Source organism: Celeribacter litoreus (assembly GCF_020165855.1).
GTDB classification, from domain to species: Bacteria; Pseudomonadota; Alphaproteobacteria; order Rhodobacterales; family Rhodobacteraceae; genus Celeribacter; species Celeribacter litoreus.
On sequence record NZ_JAIUFY010000014.1, the window covers coordinates 344,127 to 361,342 of the forward strand.

18 protein-coding genes are annotated in these 17,216 nt (G+C 59.7%); 10 read left to right on the forward strand and 8 right to left on the reverse strand.

All coding sequences use genetic code 11. The annotated features are described in order from the left end of the window. Positions 1-283: 283 nt before the first annotated feature. The 5 genes from LA304_RS15295 to LA304_RS15315 are packed head-to-tail and all read left to right on the forward strand — an operon-like array spanning position 284 to position 4,575. Positions 284-826, forward strand: a complete 543-nt coding sequence (locus tag LA304_RS15295) for a MarR family winged helix-turn-helix transcriptional regulator (RefSeq protein ID WP_224504030.1) — start codon at positions 284-286, stop codon at positions 824-826. Continuing rightward, complete coding sequence (locus LA304_RS15300; protein ID WP_224504031.1) at positions 823-1,347, forward strand: flavin reductase family protein; 525 nt, start codon at positions 823-825, stop codon at positions 1,345-1,347. The genes LA304_RS15295 and LA304_RS15300 overlap by 4 nt, the downstream gene beginning before the upstream one ends. A 20-nt stretch (positions 1,348-1,367) precedes the next feature. Continuing rightward, positions 1,368-2,855, forward strand: a complete 1,488-nt coding sequence (locus LA304_RS15305; RefSeq protein ID WP_224504032.1) for a 4-hydroxyphenylacetate 3-hydroxylase family protein — start codon at positions 1,368-1,370, stop codon at positions 2,853-2,855. 5 nt (positions 2,856-2,860) lie between these two features. Further along, a complete protein-coding gene (locus tag LA304_RS15310) occupies positions 2,861-3,250 on the forward strand; it encodes a cupin domain-containing protein (protein ID WP_224504033.1) in 390 nt (129 codons plus the stop codon). Further along, positions 3,247-4,575, forward strand: a complete 1,329-nt coding sequence (locus LA304_RS15315; RefSeq protein WP_224504034.1) for an amidase — start codon at positions 3,247-3,249, stop codon at positions 4,573-4,575. The genes LA304_RS15310 and LA304_RS15315 overlap by 4 nt, the downstream gene beginning before the upstream one ends. Here LA304_RS15315 and LA304_RS15320 read toward each other — a convergent pair whose 3' ends face one another. Further along, complete coding sequence (locus LA304_RS15320; protein ID WP_224504035.1) at positions 4,576-5,274, reverse strand: GntR family transcriptional regulator; 699 nt, start codon at positions 5,272-5,274, stop codon at positions 4,576-4,578. It lies immediately after the preceding gene. A 17-nt stretch (positions 5,275-5,291) separates the two neighbouring features. Further along, positions 5,292-5,960 (reverse strand): DUF2848 domain-containing protein, encoded by a 669-nt coding sequence (locus LA304_RS15325; RefSeq protein WP_224504036.1) that lies wholly within the window; start codon positions 5,958-5,960, stop codon positions 5,292-5,294. A 223-nt stretch (positions 5,961-6,183) separates the two neighbouring features. On the opposite strand from LA304_RS15325, the gene LA304_RS15330 reads away from it, so the two are divergent. The 5 genes from LA304_RS15330 (at position 6,184) to LA304_RS15350 (ending at position 10,823) form a co-directional block, all read left to right on the forward strand. Continuing rightward, positions 6,184-7,479, forward strand: a complete 1,296-nt coding sequence (locus LA304_RS15330; RefSeq protein WP_224504037.1) for an ABC transporter substrate-binding protein — start codon at positions 6,184-6,186, stop codon at positions 7,477-7,479. Positions 7,480-7,556: 77 nt separating this feature from the next. After that, entirely contained in the window at positions 7,557-8,456 is a 900-nt protein-coding gene (locus LA304_RS15335; RefSeq protein WP_224504038.1) for a branched-chain amino acid ABC transporter permease, read from the forward strand. Next, positions 8,456-9,412: a branched-chain amino acid ABC transporter permease gene (locus LA304_RS15340; RefSeq protein ID WP_224504039.1), complete on the forward strand. Its 957-nt coding sequence runs from the start codon at positions 8,456-8,458 to the stop codon at positions 9,410-9,412. Before LA304_RS15335 ends, LA304_RS15340 begins: the two co-directional genes overlap by 1 nt. Continuing rightward, complete coding sequence (locus LA304_RS15345; protein WP_224504040.1) at positions 9,409-10,155, forward strand: ABC transporter ATP-binding protein; 747 nt, start codon at positions 9,409-9,411, stop codon at positions 10,153-10,155. Before LA304_RS15340 ends, LA304_RS15345 begins: the two co-directional genes overlap by 4 nt. Continuing rightward, the gene (locus LA304_RS15350; RefSeq protein ID WP_224504041.1) at positions 10,155-10,823 is read left to right on the forward strand and encodes an ATP-binding cassette domain-containing protein; all 669 of its coding nucleotides are present in this window, start codon (positions 10,155-10,157) and stop codon (positions 10,821-10,823) included. The genes LA304_RS15345 and LA304_RS15350 overlap by 1 nt, the downstream gene beginning before the upstream one ends. Positions 10,824-10,875: 52 nt before the next feature. Here the strand turns inward: LA304_RS15350 and LA304_RS15355 are convergent, their stop codons facing one another. From LA304_RS15355 to LA304_RS15380, 6 genes are all read right to left on the reverse strand, one after another. Continuing rightward, positions 10,876-11,787 (reverse strand): N-carbamoyl-D-amino-acid hydrolase, encoded by a 912-nt coding sequence (locus LA304_RS15355; RefSeq protein WP_224504042.1) that lies wholly within the window; start codon positions 11,785-11,787, stop codon positions 10,876-10,878. After that, on the reverse strand, positions 11,784-13,025 hold the full coding sequence (locus LA304_RS15360) for a M20 family metallo-hydrolase (RefSeq protein ID WP_224504043.1): 1,242 nt from the start codon (positions 13,023-13,025) through the stop codon (positions 11,784-11,786). The genes LA304_RS15355 and LA304_RS15360 overlap by 4 nt, the downstream gene beginning before the upstream one ends. After that, positions 13,022-14,263 (reverse strand): diaminopropionate ammonia-lyase, encoded by a 1,242-nt coding sequence (locus LA304_RS15365; protein ID WP_224504044.1) that lies wholly within the window; start codon positions 14,261-14,263, stop codon positions 13,022-13,024. Before LA304_RS15365 ends, LA304_RS15360 begins: the two co-directional genes overlap by 4 nt. Before the next feature lie 78 nt (positions 14,264-14,341). Continuing rightward, positions 14,342-15,376 (reverse strand): TRAP transporter substrate-binding protein, encoded by a 1,035-nt coding sequence (locus LA304_RS15370; protein WP_224504045.1) that lies wholly within the window; start codon positions 15,374-15,376, stop codon positions 14,342-14,344. A gap of 38 nt (positions 15,377-15,414) precedes the next feature. Next, the gene (locus LA304_RS15375) at positions 15,415-16,698 is read right to left on the reverse strand and encodes a TRAP transporter large permease (RefSeq protein WP_224504046.1); all 1,284 of its coding nucleotides are present in this window, start codon (positions 16,696-16,698) and stop codon (positions 15,415-15,417) included. Next, complete coding sequence (locus LA304_RS15380) at positions 16,698-17,183, reverse strand: TRAP transporter small permease (RefSeq protein ID WP_224504047.1); 486 nt, start codon at positions 17,181-17,183, stop codon at positions 16,698-16,700. The genes LA304_RS15375 and LA304_RS15380 overlap by 1 nt, the downstream gene beginning before the upstream one ends. Between the last annotated feature and the right edge of the window lie 33 nt (positions 17,184-17,216).

The following is a 17,216-nucleotide window of genomic DNA, read 5'->3' on the forward strand; positions in this document are numbered from 1 at the left end:
ACTCCTTCGTGGTTACGATGAGCCAGAAATCCTCTCTTATCAAATCGCCCTAAACTGTCCCATTGGCGCTGACGTCACACAGCACTTTCCACCACCGCTTCTGCTGCGATTTCCATGGCCGTCTGAGCGCACGTCAGGCGCGACCTGAGCCGGTTGGTGATGCACAAAAAACAAGCAACCCGGACCGCGCTTCGTTTGCAGACCGCTTTCTGTCACGGAAAGTATATTGACAGCTTAATTAACTTAGTTCACGAATATATGTGAAATATCACAGGAGCATCAAATGGGCCAGATCATCGATTCCGACAAACTCACGGTTTCCAGTGATGCGCTTATTGTAGATGGCAGTGACCTGCAGTTCCGCGAGATGCTCCACAATCTCTTGGCCTTCTCGGCGCGGCTCGAACAAATCAGGGGTGGTTTTGCGAACCTCATCGGGCTGTCCGGTCCGCAATACACCATCCTCATCACGGTGCAGCAGCTCTCTCAATTGGGGGACGTCGGTGTCGGTCATGTTGCGGAACATCTGGCGCTCACACCTGCTTTTGTCACCAAAGAGACCAAGAACCTGATCAAACTCGGTGTTCTTGAAAAACAGCCGGACCCTAACGACCTGCGCCGTGTGAAGCTCAAGGTCACGGCTTTCGGTGAAACCAAGCTGCAATGCCTGCCCAAAGTGCAGCAGCAGGTGAATGACCAACTGTTCAAAGCCGTCACTCAGGAAAACTTTGCCATGCTCCATGCCCTGTCGGCGGACTTGCGCAACGATGCGGAAAAGGCCCTGAACCTGCTGAAGTTCCTCGCGCTTGAGGAGGAGTCAGCATGACGACGGCGTTCGATCCGAAAGCATTTCGCAACGCATTGGGCAAGTTCCCGACAGGTGTGTGTATTGTCACGACGCGGGTGGACGATGAGCCGCTCGGAATGACGATGAGTTCCTTTAACTCTCTGTCGCTCGATCCGGCACTGGTGCTGTTCTCCATTGATAAGCGCGCCCTGAGCCTGCCGTTGTGGGAGCGGGCAGAAGGCTATGCGATCCATGTTCTTGCGGAAGAGCAGCAAGCGCTCTCCAACCGTTTTGCTGGCCGCGGCACAGACAAGTGGGCGGGCCTTCATGCCGAGGCCGGCCTTTACGGTGTGCCTCTTCTGAGTGGTGTGGCCGCGCGGTTCGAATGTGCGCGCCATGTCATTCACGACGCTGGCGATCACCGCCTTTTCATTGCCGAAGTCGAACGTTTCACAGCTCATCCCGACCGTAAACCGCTGCTCTTTGCGGGCGGGCGCTATGGGCAAATTCAAAAACAAACGGATGAGGCGCCGATTTGGCCGCTCTCCATCCACTACTAATCCAACAGGAGATCCTCCCCATGCTTAAAACCGGAGCACAGCACATCGCCAGTCTGCAGGATGGGCGCCAAGTCTACATTGACGGCGAACTCGTTGACGATGTCACAACCCATCCCGCGTTCCGCAACGCCATCCAGTCGATGGCGAAAATCTATGACTTCCAATCTGCTCCCGAAAACCGAGAGCTGATGACCTATGAAATTCCGGGCAAGCCGGGTGAGCGGGCGAACCGCATCTGGCAACTGCCGAAAAGCCACGCCGACCTCGTTGAGCGTCGCAAGGCATTGGAAGCGTGGACCGAACTGCATGGTGGTTTCCTCGGTCGTGCGCCGGATCACGTCGCGTCCTGTATCGCGGGGATGTACATGGGTCTCGAAGTGTTCGAAGGCTACGATCCGGAACGCGCGAAGGCGCTGTCGGATTACTACGAGTACGTCCGCGACAACGAGCTTTACCTCACTTACGTGATCATCAACCCGCAGGCCGACCGGTCGAAGACCGCAAACGAACAGGCCGATCCCTTCCTCTCCGCCGGTGTGTTCTCCGAGGACGAAGAGGGTCTCACGATCCGCGGCGCCAAGATGCTCGCGACCGGCGGTATCCTCGCCAACGAGGTGTTCGTCACCTGCATCCAGCCGCTGCGTGAGGGTGAGGAGCCCTATGCCGTGTCCTTTGCCATTCCGATGAATGCGAAGGGCCTGAAAATCCTGTCGCGCAAATCCTATGAAGCGTCCGCCACGAGTGTCTTTGACAACCCGCTTGCCAGCCGTTTCGACGAGAACGACGCGGTGCTCTACTTCGACGATGTGAAAGTTCCGTGGGACCGCGTGTTCATCAATCAGGACACCGCAATGACGGGCAAGCAATTCCACGCAACGCCCGCACACGTCTACCAGAACTATCAGGCGCAAATTCGTCTCATGGTGAAGATGCGCTTCCTCCTCGGGATCGCAAAGAAAACCGCCGAAACCAACGGTGTGATCGGCTTCCCGCAGGTGCGTGAGACGCTCGGTCAACTGGCGGCGCAATGTGCCATGGTGGACGCACTTGTGCACTCTATGGAAATCAAAGGCACCATGCGTGGCGAGTATTTTATCCCAGACCGCCACACCCTCTACGCGGCGCAGGTCCTCACCCAGCAGATGTATAACACGGTCATCGGCACCCTGCGTGAATTGGCAGGTGGTGGCCTGATCATGCTGCCGTCCTCGATCTCCGATTTCGCAAATCCGGAAATGCGTGAGCTGATCGGCAAGACGCAGCAATCGCCGACCACTTCGTCGGAGGGCCGCGTCAAATTCTTCAAGCTGGCGTGGGACGCCGTGGGGTCCGAATTTGCCTCTCGCCATACCCAGTATGAAATGTTCTACGCAGGTGCGACGTTTGTCACAAAAGGTCATTCTTTCCGCACCTTTGATTGGGACAACTGCACCGGCCTCGTAGACCGGATGCTGGACACCTATGACCTCGACACCGAACTCACCCAATATAAAACAGCCGCGGAGTAAGAAGCATGGCGATTAACAAAGAGCACAAGGAATTCCACAGCATCGACGTGGAGGCCCGCGAAGGTTGGGCGCCGCCTCCGGGCTATCCGGCGGGCATCCAGCAAAAGATCCTCGCAGGTGAGCTTGATGAAGTGAACAAGACGGGCAACCGCACGCGTCTGCTCCGTTTCGATGCGGGTGTCTACACGACCAAACCGTTCGTTCACGACTACTGGGAAGAGGTCTATCTCGTTGAGGGTGACCTGACCGTCGGCAATGACGAGAACGGCGAAGGCGGCGAAGCCTTTGTCCCGAACACCTATGCCTGCCGCCCGCCGGGAGCGTATCACGGCCCGTTCAAATCCGAGAACGGCTGCGTTTTGCTTGAAATCCACTACTACGAAGAAAAAGCATGACCCTGATAAGCGCATCTGACATGAGCGCTGCCATGGCCACCGGCGAGACCACGAGCGAAGCTCTGGTCTCTGCCGCGCTCGACCGTATCGCTGAACCTGAGGGGGAGGGCGCGCGTGTTTTCACGGCTGTCCTGCGTGACGAGGCTCTGGCTGACGCCCGTTCCGCTGACGAGGTCGGGAAGAAAGGCGCGCTGAACGGCGTGCCGGTCTCGATCAAGTGCCTCTTTGACGTCAAAGGCCTCGTGACAACCTCCGGCTCCAAGCTCTTTGCTAAGAACGCACCCGCGACATCCGACGCAGCCATCGTCGCGCGGCTGCGTGACGCTGGTGCGGTGATCGTCGGGCACACCAACATGACCGAGTTCGCCTATTCCGGCCTCGGGATGAACCCACACTACGGCACGCCGGGCAATCCGGCTGATCGAACCCGCATTCCGGGCGGCTCCTCCTCCGGTGCTGCGGTTTCTGTCGCAGATGGCATGGCGGCTATCGGGATCGGGACGGATACAGGCGGGTCCTGTCGTATTCCGGCGGCGTTCTGTGGTCTGGTCGGGTGGAAGCCAACGGCGAGCCGCGTGCCGTCCGAAGGCTGTTTCCCGCTCTCGGGATCGCTCGACTCCATCGGATCCATTGCCAATACCGTGGCCGATTGCGAATTGGCCGATGCGGTGATGGCCGGAGAGTCCTATGCCCCGGCTGTGGCGCCTGAGCTATCCGGACTGCGGTTTGCGGTTCTGGAGAACTACGTGCTCGACGGGCTGACCCCGCATGTTGCGGCGGCGTTCGAGAGCGCGCTGGTAATCCTGAAAGAGCAGGGCGCACAGATCGACCGGATCACGATCCCTGATCTCGACCGCCTGCCGTCCCTGAATGCCCGTGGCGGCATCATCGCGGCAGAGGCGCTGGCGATCCACAAGGATCATCTCGCAGAACGCGAAGCCGAATATGACCCGCGCGTGTCGGTGCGTATTCTGAAGGGTGAGACGCTGGAGCCCGGTGAATATGAGGCTCTGTTGAAAGCCCGCGCGGAGATAAGCACGACCGCTGATGGTCTCACCGCAGGCTACGACGCGATCCTCATGCCGACGGTTGCAACCGAAGCGCCTGTCATTGCCGAACTCGATGCGGATGAGGCGCTCTACGGGAGCCAGAACCTTTTGGCCCTGCGCAACACGACGGTCGCGAACTTCCTCGACCGCTGTGCGATCTCTCTGCCCATTCCTGTCACCGGCCTTCCGGTCGGTCTCATGCTGATGGGTGAGACAATGGGCGACCACAAGCTCTTTGCTGTGGCGCGTGCTGTCGAAGAGACGTTCGCAGGGTGATCAACGGTTGAGAAGGTTCTCGACCAGGTTTGATTTGAAGGCGGTGATGTGTTCCCGCACTGCCTTCTCCGCCTGGTCAGGATCGTGTGCGGCCAGGGCTTCGACAATTTCGGAATGCTGGTCGCACACCCTTTTGTTATGGTCGGAGACGTTGAGCGAGAGCGTCCAGAACCGAACAGAGCGATCATGCAGATTGCTCAGTAGTTCGGTCATGATCTCGTTGCCGGCGGCTGTGCTGATCAGGCGATGGAATTCGCGATCCAGTGAGATGAGCTGGTCCACATCGCGTTTCTCGGTGGCCTGCTTCATGTCCTTGAGATTGTGCTTCAGATCTTTGATCTGGTCGTCCCTGATGCGTTCCGCAGCCCATCTCGCAACACGGCCCTCATTGAGCAGACGGACATCAATGATATCCATCAACTCATCGAGCGAGATCGGGCTGACAACGACGCCTTTGCGGGGCATGACCTCGACCAAGCCGTCGATCATCAACCGGTCAACCGCCTGAATGACGGGGGTGCGGCCAATGCCCAAGGCCTCGGCGAGCTCCGTGACAGTGATCGCTTCGCCCGGTTTCAGGTCGCAGGAGACAATCCGCCCTTTGATCACCTCATAGGCCTGATCTCTGAGCGAGACCTTTTTCTGGCGTTTTTGAGGGGCGGGTGCTGCTTCCATTTCAAGTGCCGTATGTCGCGCCATGTGCGGCCTCTCTCAACTCAGCCCGCAATGGGCATCGAAATAATACTATAGCCGAAAGAAATTTTCCGGTTGAGCACCGGATCTTCGATTTCGGCTTGAAAACGAGTAGAGACTCTTATGCCGCCAATCGCCGGCATTGTCCCGCAGAAAAGTACGGAGCCGTCTACCAGACGTCCGTCTTCGTATCCGGAAATCGTGTCGCGCGGGTCCAAAAGGCCTGCGACAGAGCCCTCTTGGTAGAGCACCTTTTCGCCATTTTCCCAGATGTAGCTCGAGATTTTGAGATCATCCCAGTGATCGGCAACTTCTTCAAACGGCCACACGGTATCGGCCACCGGTTTGTCGCACATCTGTTTGGAGACCGTGACGCCGTAGGTTTCAACTTCGCGGTCCGTGTGGTCAGAACCAAGGCCAACGAACAATTTTCCATCATGCGCGAAGATCACGGGTTCAACTTCACCGCTGGAGGCCTCTCCGGAGGCTTCAATGGCGTCGTCTGTCGAGACGCGCGATGCGGAGCAGCGGTAGTAGGTTGGGGTCTGTGCGGGACGTGCGACGCCAAGCGCTTCGAGCTCTTGAATGTGATGCTCCATGGCCTCTTTGTCTCGGCCTGCCCATCCTGCAATGATCAAAGTTTCCGGCGTGAAAACAAAGAGTTCGACGCCATCTTTTGATGCGCACTTCATGGTAATCTGCATAATCTACCTTCATGGTTTGGGCGGTCCCTGCCTAATCTGGATGCATTTTTCGATTAACCAGACCGGAAGGCGCGAAGCTTCTTGACAGGAATGATTCTATAATCATTATGTGAAATATCACAAGGCTTTTTTACTGCAGCAGATGGTAAGGGGCCGCTCCGGTGAAAATCGGAAAACCTAACGCTAAAAACATGTTAACAGGGAAATAATCATGGCTCACCGCACCTCCATAAAGACTCTTCTGGCGGCGACCGCACTCGTGACAAGCGCGAGCGTGGCAGTTGCTCAGGACAAACCGGCCTCTCTTGATGTCGGCGTTTTCACCTTCATGTCCGGTCCCGCAGCCGCCTACGGGATGCCGGGTCGCCAAGGTGCCGAAGTCGTCATCGACATGATCAATGCTGCAGGTGGTATTGACGGTGTTCCGATCTCCGCCACCTTCGTGGACGAAGGGCAGGGTGCAGAGGGCGTCATCTCCGAATACCGCCGTCTGGCAGAAGAGCCGGAAACGGACTTCATGATTGCGGCACTGTCCTCCGGCAACTGCCTCGCGCTCGCGCCGATTGCGGACCAGATGGAAATGCCGACCGTTGGCTGGAACTGCGATTCCCACCAACTCTTCGCAGATGCCGAACATCCCTACTTCTTCCGCCCGAACGGCAACACGATTGCCGAATTCATGGCCTACGTGATCTACTTCCTCGACAACAACCCGGATGTGGAACGCGTTGCGATCATCAACCCGGACTATTCCTTCGGTCATGACGCCGCCGAGATCGTGAAAGCCTCCCTCGCTGCGTTCAAACCGGAAGTCGAGATCGTGGCAGAGCTGTTCCCCAAACTGGGTTCTTCGACCTATCAGACCGAGGTCTCCCGTCTCTCTGCTGCACGCCCCGACGTGATCTTCTCCAACCTCTGGGGTGGTGATCTCGAAAACTTCGTGCGCCAAGCTGCACCGCGCGGCCTCTTCCGTCAGAGCCAGGCAGTTTTCGCCCTCGGCGAATCCTCCATGAACAACGTGGATATGCCGGAAGGCGTGATCGTCGGCGTTCTGGGTGATGGCTGGTGGCGTTCTCCGGATGCCGCTGAACTCGGTGCGCCTGAGTTTGCCGAGGCCTATCAGACCAAATTTGAAAAGGCCCCTGTGTTCCCGGCTATGAAAATGGCGAACGCGTTCATGGTCATGAAAGCCGGCTATGAGAAAGCCATCGAAGCAAATGGCGGCGCATGGCCGACCGATGAACAACTGACCGCAGCCATGGAAGGCATGACCATCGACACGCTGACCGGTTCCATGACCTTCCGCGCAGACAACGACGGTATCGTCGATCAGGTTGTCGGTATGGTCGGGTCTGTCGAAGGCATCGAAGGTCCGGTTCTGACCAACATGGTCCGTTACGACGGCGACGCCGTTCTGCCGCCGGAAGGGGAAGACCCGATGGCCTGGATCGCCTCCCTGACGCCTGACTTTATCGCCGCGATGCCCAAGCCGGGCTCCTACGAATAAGACAATTCGGCCCCCTCGGCGCTAGTGCCCAGGGGGCCGGCACAAAGCAGGGCAATCCGCCCGATCGGAAGTATCACATGTTACAATCCATCATCCCTCTGGCCGTCGACGCGCTCGCGAATGCCGCGCTGATCTTCTTCGTGGCGGTGGGTCTCACACTTGTTTTCAGCGTGTTGCGTATCCTCAACGTCGCACACGGCAGTTTCTATTCGATCGGAGCCTATGTCGCCGCGTCCGTCGGTCTCTGGATCGTCGGTGCAGGTTTGCCCGACTGGCTGACCTTTCCCGCGCTCTTGCTGTCCGCAGCCTTTGTTGCCGCGCTGTTCGGCCCGATTGTCGAAAAGACTCTCGTGAGCTGGACCTATGGCAAAAGCGAAGCTGTTCAGGTGCTCGTCACCTTCGGGTTGTTCCTCATACTCGAAGACCTTCAGCGCATCGTGTTCGGGATTCAGTCCGTCTATCAGGATACGCCGATGACCATGCTCGGGATCTCCGAGATCGGTGGCATCGTCTATCTCAACTACCAACTTCTTCTCATCGGCTTGGCCGGCGTTGTTCTCGTCGCTTTGCGCCTCTTCATCACCCGATCCCGCACCGGTCGCCTGTTGGCTGCTGTCGTTGCGGATCGCGAAGTGTCCGAGGCACTCGGGATCGACACGCAGCGGATGTTCATGATCGCCTTCACCCTTGGCGTCTTCCTCGCGGCTATCGGTGGCGCGATGGCCACGCCGACCACAGGCGTTGCGCCGGGTCTCGGGGCTGACACGATGGTGCTTGCCTTCGCAGTTGCCGCCATTGGCGGGCTCGGACAGGTCGAGGGCGCTGCCATCGCCTCGATCATCGTCGCCACGGCCAAAGTGCTCGCGATCTACTTCGCGCCGTCCCTTGATGCCGTTGCGCCTTATCTTGTCATGCTCGCCGTCCTGCTTGTGAAGCCCTACGGACTGTTTGGCAGCGGATCGACCAGGAAAATCTAATGAACCGTACACTCACTCTCTCGGGCGTCGCGCTGATCATTCTCGCGCTTGCGCCGCAGATATTCCCGTTTCTGCAATTCACCCTGACCATCGCTATCGCAAAGGGCTTTGCGGCCCTCGGAGTCGCACTCCTCCTCCGTGCGGGCCTCATCTCCCTCGGCCACGCGATGTATTACGCCATCGGCGCCTATGCGGCCGCCTTCATGGCGCAAAAGCTCGGGATCACCGACTTTGCGGTGATCATGATCGCAGCAACGGTTATCTCCGCGTTCTTCGGACTGGTCTTCGGGCTGTTCCTCGTGCGCTACCGCGCGATCTTCTTTGCGATGCTGAACCTCGCCGTGTCGATGGTGATCTACTCGCTTGCGTCGAAACTCTACGGCATCACAGGCGGCACCGACGGTCTGCGCGTGGCTGTTCCGACGATCTTCGGCATGGAACTGTCCAAAGACGCCTTTGACGGGGTGCTCTATTATGTCTCGATCGTGCTGGTCGTTGCTCTGGGCTATCTCATCCACCGCTACCTGAAGAGCCCGCTCGGCAATGCACTCTCTGCCGTGCACTCCAATGAAGTCCGGCTCGAATACCTCGGCGTGTCCGCATGGTCGAGCCTGCTCACCGCCTACACGATTTCCGCCGCTCTGGCGGGCGTGGGTGGCGCCATTGCGGCGCTGTCTATCGGGCACGTTCTACCGGAATACGCCTTCTGGACGGAATCCGGCCACCTCGTCCTCACCGCCGTTCTCGGTGGCATCGCAGGGATCGCGGGTCCGTTCCTCGGCTCGGTCTTCCTCGAACTGATCCACACCATCGCTGTCGGCTTTGCGGCCGAAGCCTGGAATATGATCGTGGGCGTTGCCCTTCTGGTGGTCATCTTCTTTCTTCCACGCGGCCTGTTCGGCCTGTTCGAACGGCTGTCCGGCCAAAAAGCGACCGATGGGGAGCCGAAACTATGAGCGAAGTTCTTCTCAAAGCCGAAAACCTCGAAGTGGCCTTTGGCGGTGTGAAAGCCGCAGATGGGGTTAACCTGACCATCGACAAAGGCGAGTTCGTCGCCATCATCGGCCCGAACGGGTCGGGGAAAACGACGTTCCTGAACCTCTGCACCGGCTACATCCGGCCTGTGTCGGGTCATGTTTGGCTCGGGGATCAGGAAATCACCCGCATGGCACCGCGTCAGATCGCACGCCGCGGCATTGCCCGGGCGTTCCAAATTCCGCAGCTGTTCACCGACCACAATGTGATTGAAAACGTCATGCTGGCCATCGCCTCCCGTGAGGGGATTTGGCAGGCGTTCACCGCACTCGATCGTCCGAAGTACCGCGCTGAGGCTATGGAGCTCTTGGAGCTTTTGAACCTCGGTGATTACGCAGAAACCATGGCAGGCACCTTGCCGGAAGGGCTCAGAAAGCTCGCAGACGTCACAGTCGCGATGGCGCTGCGTCCGCAGCTTCTGTTGCTCGACGAGCCGACGAGTGGCGTGAGCGCGCTCGAACGCTTCCCGCTCATGGATACGTTGATGAAAGCCATGAAAGCGCGTGGGGTCACGGCTCTGTTCGTCGAACACGATATGGAAATTGTTGAAAACTATGCGGATCGTGTCGTGGTCTGGAACGCAGGCACGGTGATGGCCGAAGGCACACCTGCCGAGGTGATGAAGGACCCGAGAGTCCTCGAGAATGTCGTGGGGATTGTCTGATGCTGACTGTTGAAAACCTGAACGTCGAAATCGAAGGGACACGCGTCTTGCGCGATCTGTCTTTGTCGCTCCGCTCCGGTGTCTGCACGGTCCTGATCGGCCGCAACGGGGCAGGGAAGACCACGACGCTCCGCTCGATCATGGGGCTCATTCCCATCGTCAGCGGGACGTTTACGATGGCTGGCCAAGAGATCCAGCAACTCCCCGCGAACAAGCGCGCCGGTCTCGGCATCGGCTATGCGCCCGAGGACCGGCGCCTCATTCCGGATTTCTCGATTGAGGAAAACATCCTGCTGCCGATGCTCGCGCTGAACCTTCCGGTGGCGGAGCGCAAAGAGCGTCTCAATCAGGTCTATGACTTCCTTCCGCAGCTGAAAGAGATGCGCGGACGTCCCGGCGGCGGCGTGTCTGGCGGACAGGGCAAGATGGTGGCGCTCGGTCGTGCGCTCACGGTTGCGGACAAAATCCTATTCCTTGACGAGCCGTTTCAGGGCTTGGCGCCAGCACTGGCTCTCGAATATGCCCGCACGCTGTCGCGTCTGCGCAAATACCGTCCGGAACTCGCACTTCTGATCACAGAGTCCACGCCGCAACTCCTCCGCGAAGTGGCAGACGAGGAACTCCAGATCGAGCGCGGCGAGATTTCGCAGCTCGCGAAGGCAGATTGATCAGAAACAGAAAACAGAGCGCGCGGGTCGTGTGAAACGCCCGCGCGTTTTGTCAGTCTTTCGGGGCTGTAATCGCCGCGTAGTCTTGTGGTTCGCGGTGCAGGCCGAAATTGAACACGTTCGCGCGGATTTCGACGCAACGATCAAGGTCGATTTCGGCGGTGATGACCTCATCGCCCGACGTTGCGGCCTTGGCCAGAATTTCGCCTGTTGGTGCGACAATGATCGAGCCGCCGATCAACTCGCTGCCTTCTTCCATGCCCGCTTTTGCGACGGCCACGGCCCAGAGACCGTTTTGGTAGCAACCGGCCTGTATCGACAGCTCGTTGTGGAAATACTGGAGATGGTCGTGCTCCGGCGCGGGCGGGTAGTGCAGGGGCGTGTTGTAGCCGAGGACGACAAGCTCCGCGCCACCCAAACCCAGCATCCGCCACGTTTCCGGCCAGCGGCGGTCGTTGCAGATGCACATCCCGACTTTGCCGCCAAAGGCCTCGTAGACCGGAAAACCCAGATCACCCTTCTCGAAATAGCGCTTCTCAAGATGTTGGAACGCGCGCCACGGTTCCTCCTCAAAGTGGCCGGGGAGGTGGATTTTGCGGTATTTTCCGACGATTTCACCTTCTGCGGAGACGATGATCGCAGTGTTGAAATGGCGACCTTCGGCGGTCAGCTCGGCAAATCCGAGGTGGAACCCAACACCTAGCTCTTTCGCCAGATCAAAGAGCGGTTGAGTGTCCGCATTCGGCATCTCGCGTTCGAACCATAGGTCCATATCCGCGCGGTCTTCCGAATACCAACGCGGGAAGAACGTGGTGAGCGCAAGCTCGGGGAAAACGACGAGCTCCGCGCCGCGTGTCTTGGCCGTTCGCATGAGCTCGCACATCCGCGCGACAGCGGAGCTGCGCGGTTCATCTTTTGCAATCGGTCCGAGTTGTGCGCCTGCGACGATCAGTTTCCGGCTCATATCTGTGCTCCTGCCAAGTCGCAAACGAGATCAAGGAGCACCTGTGCGCCCGCGAGAATGTCTGCCTCGTCGCTATGTTCGTTGATGTTGTGACTGAGCCCCTTCTCCGAGGGGATAAAGATCATGGCCGTCGGGCAATCGGGCGCAAACATTTGCGCATCGTGTCCGGCGCCAGACGGCATTCGCTTGACGCTCAACTGGCGCTTGGTGGCGGCGGCTTCGATTTTGTCGACGATCGCTCCGTCAAACACGACGGGGGCAAAGCGGGCCATTGGGCGGTGTGTGACGGTGCATCCGGCCCCTTCGGCGGCGGTTTCCGCGAAAGCGACCAAACGCTCCATCGCGGCGATGAGTTTCTCGCCATCCGTGTTGCGCAGATCGACGGTGAGACGTGCCCGCGCGGGCACGACGTTGATCAGACCGGGGGAGAGGTTCATGACGCCCACGGTGGCGACCTGCGGCGGGCCGTATTCTGCGGCGATGGCGTCGGCCTCGCAGGCAATCCGCATGGCGACCTGACCCGCATCCTTGCGCAGGGCCATAGGGGTGGTGCCCGCGTGGTTGCTCTCGCCCTCAATGACGAACTCGGTCCAGTAGATGCCCTGAACCCCCGTCACTGCGCCGATCCGGATGCCCTCCTGTTCTAGAACGGGTCCCTGTTCGATGTGGTATTCGAGATAGGCGGCAGGCGTCACAGGCGCGTCCGTGCCACGGTATCCGATGCGGTCGAGTTCCTCCCCAATCACACAACTCCCGTCGGTGGCGGTGACGGCCAGCATTTCGTCGAGGTCGAGAGACCCTTGGTAGACACCCGATCCCATCATGTCCGGCGCGAAACGTGCACCTTCTTCGTTGGTGAACGCGGCCACGGCGACGGGTTTCTCTGTGACGACATTGCGTTCGTTGAGGGCGGAGATGACCTCCAACCCTGCGAGAACGCCGAGCGCACCGTCGTACAGCCCGCCTGTCGCGACGCTGTCGATATGGGAGCCAACCATCACGGGCGCGCCGTCTGTCTTGCCCTTCCGAATGCCCCAGAGATTGCCGATGGCATCGCAAAAGACATCGAGCCCAAGCGCCTTCAGTTCTGAGACGAACCAGTCGCGCCCCGCTCTGTCGGCGTCCGTGAGCGCGAGACGGCACACGCCGCCGCCCTCAAGCGCGCCGATAGTCCCGAGAGCACCGATCCGGTCCATCAGTCGTGCGCCGGATATTTCCGGCGATGCGGGACGGGTCATTTCCCGCCTCCGCGCACGTCTGCGGCACTCATCCCCACAAGCTCCGCATAGAGTGCCGGATCGGTGTCTCCTTCGGTCCCGAACAAAACAACGCGCGAGTCAGGTCCCAGCCCCAGCAGACCCTTCGCTTCGTCATCCTTCAGCACAGCGATCAAACCGGCGAGACCGGCGACTGCGGACTCTCCGGCGACAATGGCCGGATCACCCGCCAAAGGCCGCGCCATCAGACGCATAGCATCCACGGCTGCGTCATCGGTCAGAGCGAGGACCGCGTCGGCGTGATCGTCTAAAATTTCCCAAGCGAGCGCGGAGACCTCTCCGCAGGCCAGCCCGGCCATCAGTGTATCAAGATCGCCCTCAACCGGCGTCGGTTTGCCTGCGCGCATCGAGGCAAGGAAGCAGGCGGATTGGTCCGGATCACAAAGGATCACCGTCGGACGATCCGCGCCCCAACGCCGCACGGCAGGGCCCACCATTGCGGCGGCCATGCCGCCAACGCCTGTCTGCAGAAAAATGTGCGTTGGCGGCTCTGACAGCGTGTCATAGGCTTCTGCGGCCATGACTTCGTAGCCCTGCATCACGTCTTTCGGGATGTCCATGTAGCCTTCATAGGAGGTGTCAGAGACGACAACCCAACCTTCTCGCGTGGCAGTCTCTTGGGCTTCGCGCACGCTGTCGTCGTAGTTGCCTGCACAGCGGCGGACTTCGGCACCGTAGGACTCAATCGCGGTTTTGCGGCCCTCTGAGACGGTCGCGTGAATGAAGATCACGCAGTTCGCGCCAAAGGTCTGCGCGCCCCAGGCGACAGAGCGCCCGTGGTTGCCGTCGGTTGCACAGCACACGGTGATTTCGCTTGCGAGGTCCGGGTAGGCCTTTGCGGTGATCTCATCCATCGTCACGTCGCGGCCAAGGCGTTCGCTCAGTTTCGATTGGAGCAGGCGGGCAACCGCATAAGCGCCGCCCAACGCTTTGAAACTGCCGAGACCGAACCGGCCGCCTTCATCCTTGTAGGTCAGGGAGGCAATGCCAAGGTCCGCAGCCAGAGCGGGAAGGGAAACGAACGGCGTGGGGGCATAACCTGCCCAGCCGGAAATGGTGTCGCGCGCGGCCTTGAGGCCCGCATCGCTCAGAATAGCGTCCTGCGCCTCTGTCCAGGGGTTGGTCTTCTTCGCATGTGCGTTGAGGTGGAGGGTGAAGGCTTCGGCAGTTCCCGGAGCGCGGACGATTTCAGTAGTCATAGTGTCCTCGATAGTTATGCCCCGCAGGGCGCTGACACGGGCGCGCAGCTCACGCCCGTGTCGATCGCTCAGGGGGGATTAGAAGTCGGCTTCTTCTTCGATGGAGGTGAACATCGCCTCAAGCATCGCAGTGCCTTCTTCGCCGTAGCTTTCAGCGATCAGGGCGCGGACAGCCGGCTGGGCAGCTTCAGCAAATTTCGCCTGCTCTTCCGGGGTGACGACGTTCACGTCGAGTTTCTCTGCGAGTGCCGGAAGGCCCTTGTCAGAGGCTTCGATCACGCGGCTCATGGCGCGGCCTGCGTCGGTGGCGACATCAGCGGCCCATTTGACGAGATACTGGTCTTCTTCGCTCAGACCTTCGAGGAACTCGGCGTTCATGGTCCAGATGTAAGGCGTGATCAGGTGGTTGGTGATGGAGAGGTACTTCTGCACCTCGTCGAACTTCGCAAAGGCGATGATCGGCACAGGGTTCATCTGACCATCGGCCACGCCGGTTTGCAGCGCGGTGTAGACCTCAGCCCACGGCAGGGCGGTCGGCTGGCCACCGAGGGAGGAGATGATCGCCTCGTGGGTCGGCAGGGTCATGGTCCGGATGCGCTGACCTTCCATGTCGGCTACGGAGGTGATCGGCGCTTTGCCGGAGGTGAAGGCAAAGAAGCCGCCGGAGTCGAGAAGGCCGAGCACTTCGAGGCCAGTTTTTTCTTCGAGATCAGCAACAAAGGCTTCGCCAAACGAGCTGTCGGTGTCGATCACTTTGGACGCGACGCCGATGTTCGGGAACGCGAACGGAATGTCGAACACGCCGACGAGCGGGTAGTGCTGTGCCATGCCGCCGGAGGAGGAGATCACGGATTCAACGAGACCGGAGCGCACCTGCTCAATCACTTCGTTGTCTTTGCCGAGCTGGCCGTTCGGGAAGAGCTGCACTTCGATGCGGCCGTTGGAATTGGATTCAACGAGCGATTTGAAGACAGAAGACATTGCGCCGGAGTGAGAGCCGAACGGATCTTCGGGGTTCAGGTGCGCGAGGCGGATGGTGATGTCGGCGGCGTGGGCAGATGCCGCGAGGCAGATGCCGACGAGTGCAGCAGATGCGGTTTTCAAGATATTCATCGGAAGAGGTCCTTTCCTGTTGGGAGGTGCGCTGCGGGTTAGAGTCCCAGCAGTCGTGGTATGAAAAGTGTAAGATCTGACCAGAAGGCGATCAGAAGGAGAATGCTCACTTCGGCGAGAATGAAGGGCCAAAGATCGCGGGTGATGGCCTCCACCTTTTCTCCTGTGACGGAGGCAAGGACGAAGAGGCAGGCGCCGACCGGGGGGGTCATCAGCGAAATATTGAGCGCGAGGATGATCATGATCCCTGCGTGCACGGGGTCCATGCCGATCTGGAGCGTCAGCGGGCCGAGCACCGGTGCGAGGATGATCAGTGTCGCGTTGATGTCCATCACGAGACCGATGAGCAGCAGCAGGATCAGGATCATGCCGATGATCACGCTCGGGTTGTCTGAGACGGCGAGCATGGCTTCTGCGATGGCTTGCGGGATGCGGTTGAAGGTCATCCACCAGCCGAGGATGGAGGCGGCCGCGATGATCAGGAAAATGACGCCCGTGATCCGCGTCGTTCGCACGCCGATCTCGTAGAGGTCCCGCCACGACAGTGCGCGGTAGATCACACCGCCGACAAAGAGCGCGTAGGCGACGGCGATCGCGGCGGCCTCTGTGGGCGTTGCAAACCCGCCGAGGATGGAGCCGAGGATAAAGAGCGGCAGAAGGGCGGCGAGGATGCCTTCTTTCAGGGCAAACCACACGGCACGGAAACTCGGGCGGCCCTCGCCCTTGGGCAGGTTCTTGCGCTTGGCCGAGAGGGCGATCACCGCCATACAGATGGCGCAGATGAGCAGCCCGGGCAGAATGCCCGCCGCGAAAATTCCCGCAATCGAGACACCCATGATAGAGCCATAGATGATCGCAAGGGTCGAGGGGGGGATAGTCGGCCCGATGATCGATCCGGCAGCAGTCACCGCGGCAGCATAGCTGCGCGTGTAACCGGCCTTTTGCATGGCTGGAACAAGGGTGTTCCCGAAAGCGGCGGCATCAGCGGTTGCAGAACCGGTGATGCCAGCAAACATCACGGAAGCGACCATGTTGGAATGCGCCATCCCACCGCGCATCCAGCCCACCAGAGCATCCGCCAGCTTGACCAAGCCTTGCGTGATGCCCGAGCGGTTCATGATCTCTCCCGCGAGAATAAAGAACGGCATCGCGAGGAAGGGGAAAAGATCGAGACCCGCAAAGACACGATCCGGCGCCATTTGCATAAAGCGCGGCCCCATGTCCAAAATCCCGATCATCCCCGCGACACCGATGGTGAAGCCCACCGGCATGCCGAGGGCCATGAGGCCGAAGAAGGCAATTGCAACGAGTAGAGCGCCCATCAGTCATCATCTCCTGTCGGAACGAGGGTGGCGCCGGTCGATTCAGGTGCACGTTCGGCGAAAAGGTCGTGGACGGCGGTCAGCGAGAGTTGCAAGCAGGCCATCAGCGCGGCGAGCGGCACGCCCATGAAGGGATAGCCCTTCGGCATGGCATAGATCATCGTCAGGCGGGAGAAGCCTTTGACGGCGAAGCCGATGCCGTAAAAAAAGAGCGCTGCGAAAAAGGCGAAGGCCAGCACGTCGAAGGAAAGGGCGAGCCACCGGCGCACCGGCGCAGGCAGGCGGCCAAAGACAAACTCGACGCCAATATGTTCACGGTGCGCAATGCCGGACGAGACGGCAAGCAGCGCCATCCAGATCATCAGGTAGCGCGCAAGTTCTTCGGTGAAGGTCAGGGGCAGCGGAATAACATAACGCACCATCACACCGAGCCACACATCGAGCACGAGAACGACGAGCAGTGCGACGCAAACGCGTTCAACCACCCAGTTGATGCGGAGGCTCCACAATCTCGCCTG

Excerpts from the sequence above, each read along its gene's own strand:
- LA304_RS15295 (WP_224504030.1), top strand. The coding sequence starts at position 284 with ATGGGCCAGATCATCGATTCCGACAAACTCACGGTTTCCAGTGATGCG.
- LA304_RS15300 (WP_224504031.1), top strand. The coding sequence starts at position 823 with ATGACGACGGCGTTCGATCCGAAAGCATTTCGCAACGCATTGGGCAAG.
- LA304_RS15305 (WP_224504032.1), top strand. The coding sequence starts at position 1,368 with ATGCTTAAAACCGGAGCACAGCACATCGCCAGTCTGCAGGATGGGCGC.
- LA304_RS15310 (WP_224504033.1), top strand. The coding sequence starts at position 2,861 with ATGGCGATTAACAAAGAGCACAAGGAATTCCACAGCATCGACGTGGAG.
- LA304_RS15315 (WP_224504034.1), top strand. The coding sequence starts at position 3,247 with ATGACCCTGATAAGCGCATCTGACATGAGCGCTGCCATGGCCACCGGC.
- LA304_RS15320 (WP_224504035.1), bottom strand. The coding sequence starts at position 5,274 with ATGGCGCGACATACGGCACTTGAAATGGAAGCAGCACCCGCCCCTCAA.
- LA304_RS15325 (WP_224504036.1), bottom strand. The coding sequence starts at position 5,960 with ATGAAGTGCGCATCAAAAGATGGCGTCGAACTCTTTGTTTTCACGCCG.
- LA304_RS15330 (WP_224504037.1), top strand. The coding sequence starts at position 6,184 with ATGGCTCACCGCACCTCCATAAAGACTCTTCTGGCGGCGACCGCACTC.
- LA304_RS15335 (WP_224504038.1), top strand. The coding sequence starts at position 7,557 with ATGTTACAATCCATCATCCCTCTGGCCGTCGACGCGCTCGCGAATGCC.
- LA304_RS15340 (WP_224504039.1), top strand. The coding sequence starts at position 8,456 with ATGAACCGTACACTCACTCTCTCGGGCGTCGCGCTGATCATTCTCGCG.
- LA304_RS15345 (WP_224504040.1), top strand. The coding sequence starts at position 9,409 with ATGAGCGAAGTTCTTCTCAAAGCCGAAAACCTCGAAGTGGCCTTTGGC.
- LA304_RS15350 (WP_224504041.1), top strand. The coding sequence starts at position 10,155 with ATGCTGACTGTTGAAAACCTGAACGTCGAAATCGAAGGGACACGCGTC.
- LA304_RS15355 (WP_224504042.1), bottom strand. The coding sequence starts at position 11,787 with ATGAGCCGGAAACTGATCGTCGCAGGCGCACAACTCGGACCGATTGCA.
- LA304_RS15360 (WP_224504043.1), bottom strand. The coding sequence starts at position 13,025 with ATGACCCGTCCCGCATCGCCGGAAATATCCGGCGCACGACTGATGGAC.
- LA304_RS15365 (WP_224504044.1), bottom strand. The coding sequence starts at position 14,263 with ATGACTACTGAAATCGTCCGCGCTCCGGGAACTGCCGAAGCCTTCACC.
- LA304_RS15370 (WP_224504045.1), bottom strand. The coding sequence starts at position 15,376 with ATGAATATCTTGAAAACCGCATCTGCTGCACTCGTCGGCATCTGCCTC.
- LA304_RS15375 (WP_224504046.1), bottom strand. The coding sequence starts at position 16,698 with ATGGGCGCTCTACTCGTTGCAATTGCCTTCTTCGGCCTCATGGCCCTC.